Consider the following 15,581-nt stretch of genomic DNA (forward strand, 5'->3'; position numbering starts at 1 on the left):
TCAGCTCTCGAACCACGCAATGAAATTTAATTGCAGTGTTCAGTTGATCGAACGAGCCCTCGATCCGACCGACTATGTATCGAGAACGCGCGCTTCCGGCCAGTGCTGCATCACCTTCCCAAATATGGTCGTCGTTGATCGCAGCGTGAGCTTCCTCCCATGAAACCATTGCTGAATAAACATCGGCTAGGACCCGCCGAAGACGGTCGGCTTGGGATGTATGAGCGTCCTCGTCCGCTGACGGCCAAGCACCGGGGGGCGCCGTCATTCGACTTGTGTAAAGACCGGAGGGCCTCTGAATACTCGTCGCAATCACCTGCCTGCCGCACTGCAGGCTGCGGAGACAAGGTTCGCGAACTTGAATGCGACGGAACTCAACCATCCGTCAGCGGCGTCATACTCATCGCCCACAGTGAGATAGGCCATCAAGTAGCGTCCGGTGGAGAACGCGAAGTCGCTCAGAACCGGGTTAAAGCTGCGCCTGGCCGCTTCGTCTACCTCGTTTGCGTAGGCCTCGAGAAGAGGCTGGACCGACTGCTCCAGCACCCTTCTGAGAGGGTTCCACTGTGAAGCCGGTGTTGCCGCGTCGGCAGAAGCCCACAATGCGGTCCGAATATTGAAGTCGTCGAGCCTTTGAATAAACCCGCTGCACTCAGGATCAGGATCGCTCATGAAAGTGCGTGGAGCGGAGGATTTCTCTGGCTTGGCTACGCCGGACGGCCGAGGCGCCTTCGGAACTGTAATGCCCCGGCTGGCCGATCCGAACGTGATCGTATTGCAAATCCCGATGACCGCTGAGGCAGCGTTGACGTTAGCGGAAGCGAGCTCATCGTCGATCTGTTCATAATCGTAAGTACTGTTGATGTATGCACGCCCGTAAGCACTGAACTGCTCGTATAGCTCTCGGACCACACGGTGAGGCGTCTGCTTAGCGAGCTCGATCGACCGATCTGCGGCATTCCGCATCGCTCTAACGACGAGATCGATCTCCTCACGTTGCTGTGCGGTCCAGAGGGAGGTTGGCCCCAGCGTTCCTCGCATCTCACCCCAACCGCCCCTTTCGATTTCGCTCAGCTCGTTGCTTATGCCAACCCAAGCACCACACGTCGGCTCATCCGTAATGATCGACACCGGCCCCGTGTCATTCGCACTGGCGTAGTCACTGGGCGTACCGGTTGTCAAAGCAGTCGCCCCGCGCCCGCCCTCCCGACCGGTGACGTACAACGTCGCCGCCACGCTCACGCCAATCACCACCAGCAGGACCACGGCCATCAGTAGCCACCTTCGGACGCCGCGCCTACGGGTCGGCACGGGCGGCAACGGCCAGGGACCGGGTTGCCAGACTGGGTCCGACGGACGCGGGGGCCCCGTGGGCGAGTCGCTGCCCTGAGGCGGGCCGGGCCACGGCGGGGGTTGCCCACCGCTGTCAGGCGGTGTACTCATGCGGCGTCTCCGGCGGCTGCGCGGTCCATTTCTTCACTCCTACAACAGCTTCGAGCCGCATCCGCGGCATCCGGGCTCCCCTTCATCACCCTAGGCGCCCCTCGCCGCACCCCTTCGCACCAAAATGTCCGCGCAACGGGGACTAGCTGATCACCTCGCGAAGTTCCCGCACCATCTCTGCGACGGTGGTGCCCATGCGCTCTCGGTCCGCCGCGAGCGACGCCACCGCACGGGCGCCCGCATGATCAAGCGCCTCGTTGATCCGCTCCGCGACCACGTCTGCGCCAAGGCGAAGCAAACCGTCTTCGATGAAGACGTCGACGAGCCAATGGTGCCCGTTCAGCGTCACCTCGACCGTCTCCGCCTCATCAGTCGCGATGAACGACTCGCCGGCCATCTTGTCCAGCTGCTCGTCCATCAAGGCCTGGAGCCGTTGGGCGTATCTGAGCACGGCGTCGACACGGGAATGCGGATCGTTCGTCATTTCGAGTCCTTGGGGTCCTGTACGGTCCTGCGTCTGCGCGCACCGATGACTTCCTCGGTGTAGTCCCGGTCCTCGACGTAGAGGGCCTCGTCCGGTGACAGGCCCGGTGTACGTCGCTTCTCCCGAGCCCCACCCGCACCCTGTCCGTGCATGGGCGCACCTCCGACCCCGCCACCGAGTGGCATCCCGCCCGGGGGAGGCGTCTCGCCCAAGCCCGGGCTGAGCGGGACCTGCGGGGGTCGTGAGATAGCCGCGGATACGTCACCGAGCCTGTGCGGCGACGGTATCGAGCCGGCGGCCGATCCACCCGAGCCTCCGCCGCCGCCACCCATTCCGGACTCGGCAGCGGCAGGTCTCACCATCGGTCCTTCGATGGCACCCGCCGAGTCGTCGCGACCGAGGTGGCTCGCCACGTCCCCAGTCGGCAGTGCACCGGAGGGCGGGCCACCACCCGTCGGAGAGCCCTGTCCTCCCGCGCCCGTGGGGTGTTCCCCGCCAGGCGGTGGCGCGGGCGGGCTCGTGTCCTTCTGCCGCTGCGGCGACGAACCCCGCACAACGGGTCTTCCCATGCTGCCGGCGACACCGCCTTGGGCGTTCGCCCCAGTTTCCTCGGCACCGCCGGACGCGGGCGACGGCCGTCGGCCGGTGTTTCCTGCGGCAGGCCCGTCACCCACCGGTGTTGGCGGCTCCAGTCCGGTGATGCGTTGCGGCATGACCGAATTCGCATAGTCCGCCCGAATGTGTTCGGACTGATGCTGCAGCTGCTCCATCTGAGTCATGGCGCTCACCTGGTTTCCCAGACCCACGTCGGCCAAGAGCGTCTCGTACTGCTGGTAGACGGGCGTGTGCGCTCCCGTCGCGGCGAGATGCGCATCGACGATTCGGTGCGCCTCGGCCGCCAGTTGCTGCCAGGCCTGGCCGAGCTTTGCGAGCCACGCGCCGTACCGAACGAGCTTCTCGTACGCCGCGGTGGCGGCCGCCCCCTCCCAGTGGCGTATCGGTGCCTGCATGCTCGCGGCAGCCTCCCCCAGGCGCACGCCATTGGCGTACCACGCGGCAGCCGCCGTTTGCAGCGAGACGCCATGGTCCCCGTCGGACAGTCGCTGCTGAGCCACGTCGACGTGCAGGGCCTCCTCCCCCGGAGGGAGACCCGCCGCTTCGGGGGACGGGGGTGCCATGGGCTCAGGTATCGAGCCGCTCTCCGGGACGACGGGTTCCGGCGGTGGACCGGTGCCGTCGAGACTCCTCTTCGCTCCCTCGTCGACCCGGTCGTAGGCGTCGGCGACCGATCTCAGCGTCTCGGCCAGACGGAATGCCTCGACCTGCCCGTACGCCTGGTTGGCCACGAGGTAGTCGGCGTCCAGGCGGAGCAATGCGACCGCAGCATGCGTGCTGGCCAGGGCGTCCGGGGGCCGCAGATCGGGAACGAGCGTCTCGGCGTCGCCGAGCTCCACGTTCGCAACCTCACTGGCCCGGGTGCGCAGATCTTCCGTATCGACGTCGATGCCGCCGCCCATCCGTCCTCCTATGGCTCCGCGTGTGCGAGTGTCATCTGGTAGCGGCTCTCTTCGCGCGGAGTGACCAACCGGATCGGCAGCCGCCGATGACGTGGGGTCTCGATGTGGCCGTCCCGCAACGTCACTCGACTGATGTCCGGACGCGTCCCGAGGTACGTGGTCGACCGGGGCCACGCGATCGATGGGTCGGTGCCGATCCGGGCGTTGATGGAGCCGGCGAAGTCGGCGAACTGCGGGCCGAGGGTTACGACGGCGCCTGCGGCAGCCGACCTCACCACGAACTGGGTGAACAGCCGCGCATCGTCCCCGAGTTCGATGCACGAGTCGACGTCGTCGAACGGTAGGTAGACCGGGCACCGGTTGGCCGTCTCGCCCACCAGGACGCCCGCCGATCCGATCGGAAGTTCGAAGTGGCGGCCGGCCGTGGGACAGTCCCCACTCAGCGCGGCTCGTTGCCCGCCGTGCAGACACGAAAACCCCTGTGGCGTGGACGGACTGGTGGACGTGGTGAGCAGTACCGTCGCCCTGGGCGCCTGCCCCGCACGGATCCGCACCCTCGTCACGACGTGATCCGACCGTGCCGACCACCACGCGTCGGGTCCTCCCGCGGCGGTGTATGCGGTCGTGAACGATCCCCGTCCCCTCACGTACGACCATGCCTCGCGGTGGAAGTCGATGCCGGTGGCACGGTCGAATTCCTCGAAACCGTCGGCACACCGCGCATCGACCCCCGAGCTCGCCAGGTGGTCGGCGAGCCGGGTCGCCGACGCGACCAGATAGCGGGCCACCCCGGCCACACCGGTGTCGCGCCGCAGCGCCCATCTGCGCGCTTCGTCGGGATGGGCGCGCACCACGATCCAGGTGCGGCGGTGGGCGGGGGCCGGTGCCGGACCGACCACCTGTTCGTAGAGCGCGACGAGGCCTGGCGGCGCAACCCGACCGACCCGATACCCGGCAGACACGACGTCGGCATCGAGGCCTGGGCAGAAGGTCGCGACGATGCGCTGCACCAGCTCGGTGTTCACCACGTCATCGGTGCGCGCCGCGCCGGCGACGATCACCGTTGGCGTGAACGGCCGCGCCACGAGCTCGACGAGGGCCACGAGACGGTCCCCCTGCCAACGCACCGCGACGCGGTCACCCGGCCGCACCGTCGTGCCGATCGAGGGCTCCGACGCCGCGGCCGGGGGTTCACCGCGGCGCCGCCGCCAGGCGACGACGGCCGCGATCCAGGCGGTCGCGCGTCGACCACGCACCGTGAACGTGATTGCCAATGAACCGATTACGACCGACGTGACCGCCAGCCAGCTCAGGTGCCGGTCGACGAGGACGACCACCAGCCCGGGGAGTACCGCGGCCGCCGAGGCGAGGTGGCCCGTCGTGACGCGGACGCCGAAGGACGGCCGAGGGTCGGTCATCGACGTCTCAGGGCGCGACGGGCCAGCGCGGCGACGGCGAGCGCGATGGCAAGGCTCGAGCCGATGACGACGACCGTCGTGATCGGGCCGCGGTCCGGCGGGGTGACGACCACCGGAGGCGGAAGCCGTCGCACCCCGTAGGACACGGTCGCGGGACCGGGCGGGACGTCCCACGTCAACGCGGCGACGGGGTCGATCACCCCGGCGCCGACGGCGTCGTTAGTGCCGCCTCCGGGATGTCGGGCCGTCGCGGTGATTCGATATCTGATCTGTGCGGGCGTCAGGCCGGGGAAGCGTTGGCGCAGCAGCGCCGCCAGACCCGAGACGTAGGCCGCGGCGAACGACGTGCCGTTCATCGGAACCGGCCCCTCTTCGCCCTGCAGGGCGTTCATCGGGTTGCCGCCGCCGCCCAGCGCGACGACGCTCTCGGCGGGTGCGGCGACGTCGACCCACGGTCCGGACATCGAGATGCTGCTCGGCTGACCGGTCTGCCCGATTCCGCCGACGGTGAGCACCAGCGGCGAGTACCAGGCCGGCGAGACGACGGTCTCCACCCGCTGCCAGCCCCGCGGGTCCAACGGAGCCGATGCGTCCGGCGGGGGGTTCTGGCCGCAGTCCCCCGCCGCGTTGCCCGCGGCGACGACGATCACCGAACCCCTTGCAGTGACGGCATATTCGATGGCGGCGCCCAGACTCCTCTCGTCGATCGGCTTGGTGCTCTTGTAGCAGGCCGCCTCGCTGATGTTGATGACCTGGGCGCCCAGGTTGGCGGCATGCACGACGGCCCTCGCGAGGCTGCGCAACGAACCGGCCGTCGGCGTCGCGTTGGGGTCATCGAGGTCTCTCGGAGCACCGACGGATCGAAAGTGATCCGAGGTCTGTCGCAACGACAGCAATCTCGCGTCCGGCGCGACCCCGACGAAGGCATCGGTCGGTGCTGATCTACCGGCGATGATCGACGCGGTCAGCGTGCCGTGACCGTCGCAGTCGGACATCCCGTCACCGGCCGCGTCGACGAAGTCACCTCCGGGCAGCGCGGGTACCCGGCCAGATCCGTTCACCCCGGTGTCGATGACCGCGACGGTGACGCCCGCCCCAGTGGCGAACTTCTGGGCGTCGCCGATCCGCAGGTACTCACTGGGCCAGGGCGGGTCGGCGAAGGACGCCCCGGGGAAGCTCAGCGGCGCGGTGCAGCCACCGCCGAACTGCATCGGCTGATCCGGGCCCGTGTGATCGGGTGGCAGCGCCGATCGATCGATGACCGGTGGTTCGACGGCAAACCCGGGAGGAGCACTCGGCAGCGCGAGGCATAGCACGACCAGTGCCAGGGCGAGCGCACGCCCGCAGCGAGCCGATCGTGGCACCGACATGTGCCGAGGACCGGGGCGCCGCGTCAATCTCGTTGCGCGCCCGCCGCATTCCCTCACGTGGAGCCCTCGACCTCGTGCACGCAGGCAATGCTACGGGCGCCCCGCATGCCATCCGCGCACCAAAAATCAGCGCGGGGGAGGCGCCGTCAGCGTCTCCCCCGGCTCGCGTGCGCGTGTGCCTACCGAGGCCCTACTTAGGCGTCGAGATCCTGCTGGACGAGCCCGGCGACGGTGTCGAGGGCCGACTCGTCGTCCGACGCGACGGTCACCTGCGCGCCGTTCTCGGCGCCCAGCGTCATGATCATCAGCGCCGAACCGGCGTCGACCGGCTCACCGCCGTCGAGGGACAGGGTCACCGGCACTCCGGCGTTGACGACGGCCTCGGCGATGATGGCGGCGGGTCGGGCGTGCAGGCCGATCGACGAACCGACGATGACGGTCTTGGCGGGCATGGTCTCTCCTTTGGTGGTGGTGTACGGGATGTCAGGCGGCGACGAGCTCGGGGGTGGAATCCGCGTCGGCCTTGGTCTTGGCGAATTGCTTGGCGGCGACGACCGCGACCGCACCGACGATGGTGCCTGCGGCCAGGGCGACGAGGAACCAGATCAGGTTGCCGATCGCGAAGAAGACGAAGATCCCGCCGTGGGGTGCCTTGAGGGTGACGTCGAACGCCATGATCAGCGCACCGGTCACCGCGCCACCGGCCATCATCGACGGGATGACGCGCAGCGGGTCGGCCGCCGCGAACGGTATCGCCCCCTCCGAGATGAACGAGGCTCCGAGAAGCCATGCAGCGCGGCCATTCTCGCGCTCGGGCTCGGTGAAGAGACCGGGTCGGACGGTGGAGGCCAGCGCCATCGCCAACGGCGGGACCATGCCCGCGGCCATCACGGCGGCCATGATGCGTAGCGACGACGGATCGGCGACGTTGAGGCCTGCGGTCGCAAAGGCGTACGCCGCCTTGTTGACCGGCCCGCCGAGGTCGAAGCACATCATCAGGCCGAGGATGATTCCGAGGAAGATGACCGAGCTGCCGGACAATCCGCTGAGCCAATGCGTCAGACCGGACGTGATCGCGGCGAGCGGACGGCCGAGCAGCAGGAACATCAGCAACCCGACGACCAGCGATGCGACGAGCGGGATGATCACGACGGGCATCAGGCCCCGCAGCCAGCGTGGGACGTCGATCCGGCTGATCCACAAGGCGGTGAAGCCCGCGATGAGTCCGCCGACGATGCCGCCGATGAACCCGCCACCGACGAAGACCGCCACCGCACCGGCGGTGAAACCCGGTGCGATGCCTGGCCGATCGGCGATCGCGAAGGAGATGTAGCCCGCGAGCGCCGGGACGAGGAACGAGAACGCCAGGCCGCCGAGCGTGAAGAGCACGGCACCGAGGTACTGGGACAGTCCGCCGCTGGGCAGGTTCGTCAGCGAGTTGCCCGCGGCGATGATGTTGCCCAGCGATTGCGTCCCGCCGTCGGGCTTGTTGGCGATGTCGTAGCCGGCGAGCAGGAAGCCGAGGGCGATCAGCAGACCGCCGGCGGCCACGAACGGGATCATGTAGCTCACGCCGGTGAGCAGGATCTGCCGGGTGCGGGTGCCCCAGCCGACGCCGCCCGAGGCGGACGGAGCCGACGCGGCCGCGGCTCCACCGGCGGCGCCCTCGACCTTCGCGGAGTTCGGATCATCTGCGGCGGCAAGGGCTTCGGCGACCATCTTGTCGGGTTCGTTGATCGCACGCTTGACGCCGGAGGCGATGACGGGCTTGCCCGCGAACCGGCCGCGGTCCTTGACCCCGACGTCGGTGGCGAAGATGACGGCGGCGGCCTTGGCGATCGTCTCGGCGGGCAGGGGTGTGCTACCCGAGGAGCCCTGGGTCTCGACCTGCAGGTCGACACCGGCCTTCTTGCCCGCGGCAACCAGGGAGTCCGCGGCCATGTAGGTGTGCGCAATGCCCGTGGGACAGGCCGTGATTGCGACGATCGTCCGGGTCTGGGCCGGGGGCGCGGCGGCTGCCGCGGGCGCCGCAGCAGGAGCCGGATTGACGACGCTCTCGACCAGGTCGACGACCTCGGCGGCCGAGCCTGCGCTGCGCAGCGATGCGACGAAGTCCTTGCGCACCAACGCCCGTGCGAGGCTCGACAGCAGCTTCATGTGCTCGGCGCCACCGGAGTCGGGCGCGGCGATCAGGAACGCGAGATCGGCCGGACCGTCGGGCGCGCCGAAGTCGACGGGGGGTGACAGCCGGGCGAACCCGATGGTCGGCTGGTCGACGAACGGCGAACGGCAGTGCGGGATGGCGATGCCGCCGGGAAGTCCGGTGGCGGACTGCGCCTCGCGCGCCATCGCGGCGCCGACGAGGCCGGCTCCGTCGGAGGATCGTCCGGCATCGGCGAGACGTGCGGCGAGCAGGCCGATCACGGCCTCCTTGTCGCCGCCTGCGTCGACGTCGATGGCGACGAGGTCGGTGGTGATGATGGACATGGTTCTCTTCCTCTGGTGGGTTACGGACGGGTGGGTGCGGGTGTAATGGCATGCACCCGAACGGCATTCAGATCGATTTGCGAGGGCGCGGGTAGTGCGGAGCCGGGCAGCGCGGCCGCCGCGCTGCCGTAGGCGACCGCCATCTGCAGCCGTCGCGGCGGCTCGGCCCCGCCGACGGCGGCGCGGAGGTAACCCGCCAACGCGGAGTCGCCCGCGCCGACGGTGCTGCGCGGCGAGATGGGCGGCGGGGCGGCCCACCAGCTGCCAGACGGGTCGACGAGTACCGCACCAGCGGCGCCGAGCGTGACGAGCACGGTCCTGATGCCGCGTTCGACGAGTTGGCTCGCGGCCGCTACCACCGGTGTCGGATCACCCTCGGCGGCAGCCACTTCCAGTTCGGCTGGCGATGCGCCGACCAGACCGGCGAGCTCCTCGGCGTTGGGTTTGATGACGTCGGGTGCGGCGTCGCCGAACGCTGCCGCGAGCGCGTCGAGCGGGCGCTCGGAGGTGTCGACCGCCACCCGACACGGCGCAGTGGCCAATTGCGCGACGACGTCGGCGTACCAACGGTCGGGCACGCCGGGCGGCAGCGATCCGGAAAGGACGATCCACGAGGCGGTTTCGGCGTACTCGAGCACCGTCCGGGTGAGGGCCTGCAGCGCCGACGCGTCGAGTGGAGCGCCGGGTTCGTTGAGCTTGGTCGTGGTGCCGTCGGCCTCGGTGATCGTGAGGTTGGTGCGCACGGCCCCGCCGGACGGCACCGTGCGGTAGGCGACGCCCGCCGCGCTCAGCGCCACCAGCATGGGGTCGGCCTCCCCCGCGGGGAGGACGGCGACGGTGTCGACGCCGGCGAGCGCCAATGCCCGAGCGACGTTGACGCCCTTGCCACCTGGCTCACCGGTGGCGGAGGTGACGCGGTGCACGGCCCCGCGGACCAGCGGGGTACCCAGGGCAACCGTTCTGTCGATGCTGGGGTTCGGCGTGACGGTGACGATCATGCGGGAGCTCCCGTCGAGATGACTTCGACGCCTTCGTCGGTGAGGGTGCGACGGTCCGCCTCGGAGATCTCGGCGTCGGTGATGAGGGTGTCGACGCTGGAGATCGGTGCGAAGCTGACGAAGTCCTCGCGGCCGACCTTGCTCGAATCGGCCGCGACGACGACGTAGTTCGCGCACGCGACCATCGCGCGCTTGACCGCGGCTTCCTCGCTATCGGGGGTGGACAGCCCATGGCGGGCGCTGATGCCGTTCGCGCCGATGAAGGCGATGTCGACGCGGAGGTTGTCGAGCACGCGCAGCGCCTGCTCGCCGACGGCGGCCTGCGTGACGCCCCTGACCCGCCCGCCGAGAAGTTGCAGCGTGACCGTGGGCATGGCGGCCAGCCGAGCCGCGATCGGTACCGAGTTGGTGACGACCACCAGCTCCCGGTCGGTCGGCACCTGGCCGGCGATCCGCGCCGTCGTGGTGCCCGCATCGAGCAGCACGCTGGCGCCCGTCAGCGGGAAGAACTCCCCCGCGGCCTCGGCGATGGCGTCCTTGTAGTCGGCGCGGGTGGACTCGCGTTCACCGACACCGGGCTCGACCAGATGCAGGGCGCGGGTGGGGACGGCGCCGCCGTGGACGCGACGGAGCACGCCCGCCCTGTCGAGGACGGCCAGATCGCGGCGCACCGTTTCGGTGGTGACGTCGTAGGCCTGCGCGAGCTCGGCGACGGAGGCGCGGCCCCGGCTGATCACCATCTCGGCGATCGCTTGCTGGCGCTCCTCGGCGTACATCGCTCTCCGTCTGTGTTGGTCTTGTGGTTTTGGAATGTTGATATGGTTGGTTTTACCCTTGAGTGTGTTGACTTGTCAATGAATTCTTGTAACCTGGTTCACATGAGTGCCACACCGTCATCCACGTCACTGCGCCCCACGGAGACCGTCCTGCAGGGCATCCCGGCCGTGGCCGGTGTGCAGTACGCGCCGGTGATCCGCCCCGGCGCACGCCCCACCGTCGACGACGGTTCCGCGGCGGCTGCCGTCGACGAGTCGAACCGCCAGGGTGAGGCGGCGCGGTTCACCACGGCCGCGGCGGCTGTGGCCGAACGGCTGCGGGACCGGGCCGCCCACGCCTCGGGCGCCGCATCGGAGGTGCTGGCGACAACGGCGACGCTGGCGCAGGATCGCGCCTGGATCGCGGCGACCGAGAAGCGCATCGGTGAGGGCAATCCCGCGGTGCGCGCGGTGACGGCCGCCGTCGACCAGTTCGTCACCATGTTCACCCAGCTGGGCGGGTTGATGGCCGAGCGCGTGACCGATCTGCGCGACATCCGCGACCGCGTCATCGCCGAACTGAACGGGCTCCCCGAACCCGGAGTGCCGGTACCCGAGGTGCCGTCGATTCTGTGTGCCGACGACCTGGCTCCCGTCGACACGGCCGGCCTGGATCCCGCACTGGTCGTCGCGCTCGCCACCACGCTCGGCGGCCCGACCAGTCACACCGCGATCATCGCCCGCCAGCTCGGCATCCCGTGCGTCGTCGCGGTCGGTGGTCTCGACGCGGTGCCCGCGGGCACGATGGTGATGGTCGACGGTTCGTCCGGCACCGTGACGGTCGAACCGGACGAGGCCGTCGCGCGCCGTGCCGTCGAACTGGCGCGGGGTCAGGCCGAGCTGGCCCGGAGCTGGCACGGTCCGGGAGCTACCGCAGACGGGCACGCCGTCGCAATCCTGGCGAACGTCCAGGACGGGGCTGCGGCGCGGGCCGCGAGCCAGACGCCCGCCGAGGGCGTTGGACTCTTCCGCACCGAGCTGTGCTTCCTCAACCGTTCCACCGAGCCGTCCGTCGACGAGCAGGCCGAGATCTACGGTGAGGTGCTCGGCGCGTTCGACGGGCGCAAGGTCGTCATCCGGACGCTCGACGCCGGGTCGGACAAGCCGTTGAAATTCGTGGGCCACCCCGACGAGGCCAATCCCGCGCTCGGCGTGCGCGGCATCCGGATCGCCGACGGCAACCCCGGCATCCTCACCAGGCAGCTGGAGGGCATCGCCGCCGCGGCACGCGCGACGGGAAGTGCGCCGTGGGTGATGGCACCGATGATCGCCACGCCTGCGGAGGCCAAGGCGTTCGCCGACGAGACCCGTTCGCACGGACTGACCCCCGGCGTGATGATCGAGGTGCCGGCCGCGGCGTTGCTCGCCGACCGCATCCTCGAGCACGTCGACTTCCTGTCCATCGGAACCAACGACCTGACGCAGTACACGATGGCCGCCGACCGGATGTCTGCCGAACTGGCCACGCTGACCGACCCGTGGCAACCCGCGGTCCTTGCGCTGGTGGCCATCGCGGCGAAGGCCGGTGTCGCGGTGGGCAAACCCGTCGGGGTGTGCGGTGAGGCTGCCGCCGACCCGCAGCTCGCGTGCGTCCTGGTGGGCCTCGGCGTCTCGTCCCTGTCCGCGGCCGCGGCAGCGGTGTCCGGCGTCGGGGCGAAGCTCGCCCAGGTCACGCTCGCGCAGTGCCGAGAGGCGGCCGACGCGGCGCTGGCGACGGCGACCGCTGCCGACGCCCGCGCGGCGGCGAGCGCGGTCCTGTCCTGACCGCGAGCAGACGCGAATGTGCCCCTCTCGCCGGCGTGTCGCGCACTTTGGCGTCTGCTCGCGCAAAGGTCGGAATGATTCGGACCGCAGTCCGGTTGTGTAGGCTATCCCTATCGCTAGGAGACACACATGCCCGCCATCACCGCCGACACCCTCACCCTGCCCCGCATCGTGGGCCCGGGCCCGACCGACCTCCCCCGTCCGGTGCGATCGATCACCACCGGCCCGCGCGGCTACGAGGGCGAGGGGTTTCCCGTCGTGCGGGCGTTCGCCGGCGTGAGCGCGGCGGCCCTCGATCCCTTCGTCCACATGGACCAGATGGGCGAGGTCGAGTACGAACCGGGCCAGCCCAAGGGCACCGACTGGCACCCGCACCGCGGGTTCGAGACGGTGACGTACATGATCGACGGCCGCTTCGCACACCAGGATTCGCACGGTGGCGGCGGCTTGATCACCGACGGCGCCACGCAGTGGATGACGGCGGGTGCGGGCATCCTGCACATCGAGACACCCCCCGCCGAACTCGTCGAGAGCGGCGGCACATTTCATGGCATTCAGCTGTGGGTCAACCTGCCGCGCAAGGACAAGTTCGCCGACCCGCGCTACCAGGCGATCGAGGGCGGTCAGGTCGCACTGGTGGCCTCCGACGACGGCGGTGCGCTCGTCCGCATCATCGCCGGCGACATTGGCGACCATCGGGGACCCGGCTCCACGTACACGCCAATCACGCTGGCGCACGCCACGATTCAGCCGGGTGCACTCCTCGACGTGCCGTGGAACCGCGACTTCAACGCCCTGGTGTACGTGCTGGCCGGGCACGGTGCCGTCGGCCCGACCGGGCGACCGGTGAGCCAGGGTCAGCTCGCCGTTTTGGGGCCCGGTGACCGGATCAGCGTCTCAGCCGGTGCGAGTCAGGACTCCCGCACGCCCGCGCTGGAGGTCTTGCTGTTGGGCGGCAAGCCGATTCGTGAACCCGTCTTCCACTACGGCCCGTTCGTGATGAACTCCAAGGCCGAGCTGATCGAGGCACTCGAGGACTTCAATGCCGGCAAGTTCGGCACCATCCCGCCGAATGCGCTGATGCCCCACACCTCGGGGCGCTCGGGGCGTCGAGACTAGCTGCCCTGCAGCGCGACGGGCCGGATCGGTTCGGGGTAGAGCAGCTCCAGTTCGCCGAGATTGGCCGCCACGGTGACCAGCGGCAGGGCCGCCCTGATCGAGAGGTCGTCGTCACCGGCCTCGGTGCGCAGCGCCAGCACGAAGTCCTCGGCGATCGGACCGAGCTCGTGCACCGGACGCCGTCCCTCGAGCCGTTCGCGGATCGCGTTGGCGTGCCTCTCCAGGACGTTCCGCACGCGCGGGTAGGCGGTCAACGGCGGCGGCGCGACGTCGGCGATCAACTCGGCGACCGAGCGCACCCGGACCGCGCGATTGGAGGCGCTGATGACGGGCGCCCGCTGGTCGGTGGAGCCGCCACTCTCCGAAAGATAATGACGCACAGCGTCATCGAGCGTTCTGGTCACCGACATCGCCTCGTGGCCGAGCGCGTACACGCGGTCGTCGGCCGCTTCGGACGCGCCCCGCGTCACGCGCTTGACGGCCGCCACCAGGTAGTCGCCACCGACGGCGACGGCGGCGTCGACCGTTCTGGTCACGATCGACGCGGCGCCCCGCGGCCACAGCAGCAATGAGACCACGACGCCGACCGCGGCGCCCACCACGACGTCCTCGACCCTGATCAGACCGACCTGCCAGCCGCTGGGGTTGATGGTGTTGAAGATGATGAGGACCATCATCGTGAACATCGCCTGGCCCGCCGCGAACGAGGCGACCACCGGCACGTACGCCGCACCGAAGGCGACCACGGGAAGCGCGATCCACAGCACGACGGGCTCGACGCCCAGTAGTTCGATGAACACGATGCCGATCAGGAAGCCGAGGGTGGTCCCCGCCACCGCGCGGACGACGCGGGTGCCGGTGGTGACGGCGCTACTGCGCAGCACCGACATCGCGCCGAGCACCACCCAGAAGCCGTGCTGGACGGGAAAGACGTGCGTGACGGTGACGGCGAGTGCCAGGCCCAGACCGGTGCGCAGGCTGTTGCGCACGACGACGGCCCTGGTCGCAAGGAACCCGCCCGGCAGCGACGTGAGTGCCTCGGACTCCGAGAGCAAGCGCTCCGCGGCCCCTGTCTTTGGTAGCCGACGGCCGAGCACGCGCGCCCAGACGGGCCGGGCGTCCGCGGCGGCGGCGATGCCGATCATGCGGCCCGTGGTGCCGACGCTGCCCGATATCGTCCTGCGCGCCAGCAGCGTTCGCCCCACGCGGACGGCGTTGGCGTCGTTGGGCTCGGCGAGGATGTCGACGATGTCGTCGCGATAGCGGCTCTGGGCGATCAGCCTCTGCACGGCGAGGGCCGCGGTGAGTCGTTCGCGATGGGCGGCCCGGTCGGCGCCATCGGCGTCCAGCACCCGGGCGGACTCGCGGAGCACGCGGACGACCGGCTCGCGCATCTCGGCGAGCACGGCGCCGGAGCCCTCGGAGATGCGGTCCGACAGCCACTGCAGGTCGTCGACCACGCGGACCAGCGCACGACTGCCCGCGGTCAGCCCGACCGGCCGGAAGTCGGCGCCGAGGAAGTTGGCGCGCAGCGCACCCATCGCCGAGGTGACGTCGTCGGCGGACGCCTCCCCGTCGAGGCGGTCGGCCAGGGTCTGGCACGCCAGCGCGGCATGGCGGCGCAGATCGTCGTGATGACGTGGGGGCAGCACGAACAACGCGGCGGGCACGGCGAGCGCGAGCGCGATCGCCCAGCCGAGGAGCCGTTCGGGGATGGGGCCGACCGGCGTGCACGCGGGCAGCACGAAGATCATCAGCGTCGAGCGTTGGCCCGCCGCGACGATCTCGCTCAGCACGCCGGAGAACGTCACGGCCACCCCGATGACGAACACCGTCACCACGGCCACCCACGGGATGGCCGCCACCAGCGTGCCAAGGGTGATGAGGATGAAGCCGTTGAACCCCAGACCCGCGTAGGCCAGCGCGCGGGCCGATCGGTTGCCGGGAAAGTCGGTGGTGATGAGCAGGGCGACCGAGCCGAAGATCGCGAAAAGTGGTGTCTGCGAACCACTTCCGACCGCAAAGCCGATGGCGGCCGCCAGTGGCAGCACGATGGCCGCCCGGATTGCCCGCCGTACCGCGTCGTGCTCGGGATCGCGTGCGGCGAGCCGATCCAGCGCCCGGCGCCACAGGCCAGCCGGGGTCAGCATGCACGGATCGTAGTCC

At 69.8% G+C, this 15,581-nt stretch carries 12 protein-coding genes; 2 read left to right on the forward strand and 10 right to left on the reverse strand.

Annotated features, from left to right (window positions below):
- Nucleotides 1–312 precede the first annotated feature (312 nt).
- The 9 genes from G6N60_RS26505 to G6N60_RS26545 all read right to left on the reverse strand — a co-directional run bounded on the left by G6N60_RS26505 (nt 313) and on the right by G6N60_RS26545 (nt 10,493).
- Nucleotides 313–1,272, reverse strand: a complete 960-nt coding sequence (locus tag G6N60_RS26505; RefSeq protein ID WP_163742993.1) for an ESX-1 system-associated protein — start codon at nt 1,270–1,272, stop codon at nt 313–315.
- Between the two features lie 313 nt (nt 1,273–1,585).
- Complete coding sequence (locus G6N60_RS26510) at nt 1,586–1,927, reverse strand: YbaB/EbfC family nucleoid-associated protein (RefSeq protein ID WP_163742996.1); 342 nt, start codon at nt 1,925–1,927, stop codon at nt 1,586–1,588.
- Nucleotides 1,924–3,444 carry a PPE domain-containing protein gene (locus G6N60_RS26515; RefSeq protein ID WP_163742998.1) on the reverse strand — a complete coding sequence of 507 codons (1,521 nt, stop codon included), beginning with the start codon at nt 3,442–3,444 and terminating at the stop codon, nt 1,924–1,926. Before G6N60_RS26515 ends, G6N60_RS26510 begins: the two co-directional genes overlap by 4 nt.
- Nucleotides 3,445–3,452: 8 nt before the next feature.
- Nucleotides 3,453–4,862, reverse strand: a complete 1,410-nt coding sequence (gene eccE, locus G6N60_RS26520) for a type VII secretion protein EccE (RefSeq protein ID WP_163743000.1) — start codon at nt 4,860–4,862, stop codon at nt 3,453–3,455.
- A complete protein-coding gene (gene mycP / locus G6N60_RS26525) occupies nt 4,859–6,232 on the reverse strand; it encodes a type VII secretion-associated serine protease mycosin (RefSeq protein ID WP_163743003.1) in 1,374 nt (457 codons plus the stop codon). Before mycP ends, eccE begins: the two co-directional genes overlap by 4 nt.
- A gap of 194 nt (nt 6,233–6,426) precedes the next feature.
- Nucleotides 6,427–6,684 (reverse strand): HPr family phosphocarrier protein, encoded by a 258-nt coding sequence (locus G6N60_RS26530; protein WP_163743005.1) that lies wholly within the window; start codon nt 6,682–6,684, stop codon nt 6,427–6,429.
- Nucleotides 6,685–6,715: 31 nt separating this feature from the next.
- Nucleotides 6,716–8,719, reverse strand: a complete 2,004-nt coding sequence (locus tag G6N60_RS26535) for a PTS fructose transporter subunit IIABC (protein WP_163743007.1) — start codon at nt 8,717–8,719, stop codon at nt 6,716–6,718.
- Nucleotides 8,720–8,739: 20 nt separating this feature from the next.
- Complete coding sequence (locus tag G6N60_RS26540; RefSeq protein WP_163743009.1) at nt 8,740–9,717, reverse strand: 1-phosphofructokinase family hexose kinase; 978 nt, start codon at nt 9,715–9,717, stop codon at nt 8,740–8,742.
- A complete protein-coding gene (locus G6N60_RS26545) occupies nt 9,714–10,493 on the reverse strand; it encodes a DeoR/GlpR family DNA-binding transcription regulator (RefSeq protein WP_163743011.1) in 780 nt (259 codons plus the stop codon). The genes G6N60_RS26540 and G6N60_RS26545 overlap by 4 nt, the downstream gene beginning before the upstream one ends.
- 42 nt (nt 10,494–10,535) lie before the next feature.
- On the opposite strand from G6N60_RS26545, the gene G6N60_RS26550 reads away from it, so the two are divergent.
- Together G6N60_RS26550 and G6N60_RS26555 are read left to right on the forward strand one after the other, a co-directional pair.
- Nucleotides 10,536–12,296 (forward strand): phosphoenolpyruvate--protein phosphotransferase, encoded by a 1,761-nt coding sequence (locus G6N60_RS26550; RefSeq protein ID WP_163743013.1) that lies wholly within the window; start codon nt 10,536–10,538, stop codon nt 12,294–12,296.
- Nucleotides 12,297–12,425: 129 nt separating this feature from the next.
- The gene (locus tag G6N60_RS26555; RefSeq protein WP_163743016.1) at nt 12,426–13,415 is read left to right on the forward strand and encodes a pirin family protein; all 990 of its coding nucleotides are present in this window, start codon (nt 12,426–12,428) and stop codon (nt 13,413–13,415) included.
- Here G6N60_RS26555 and G6N60_RS26560 read toward each other — a convergent pair.
- Nucleotides 13,412–15,565, reverse strand: coding sequence for an FUSC family protein (locus tag G6N60_RS26560; protein ID WP_163743018.1), 2,154 nt, complete (start codon nt 15,563–15,565; stop codon nt 13,412–13,414). The two genes, G6N60_RS26555 and G6N60_RS26560, sit on opposite strands and share 4 nt — an antisense overlap.
- Nucleotides 15,566–15,581 lie beyond the last annotated feature (16 nt).

Origin of the sequence: Mycolicibacterium madagascariense (assembly GCF_010729665.1) — a bacterium.
GTDB classification, from domain to species: domain Bacteria; phylum Actinomycetota; class Actinomycetes; order Mycobacteriales; family Mycobacteriaceae; genus Mycobacterium; species Mycobacterium madagascariense.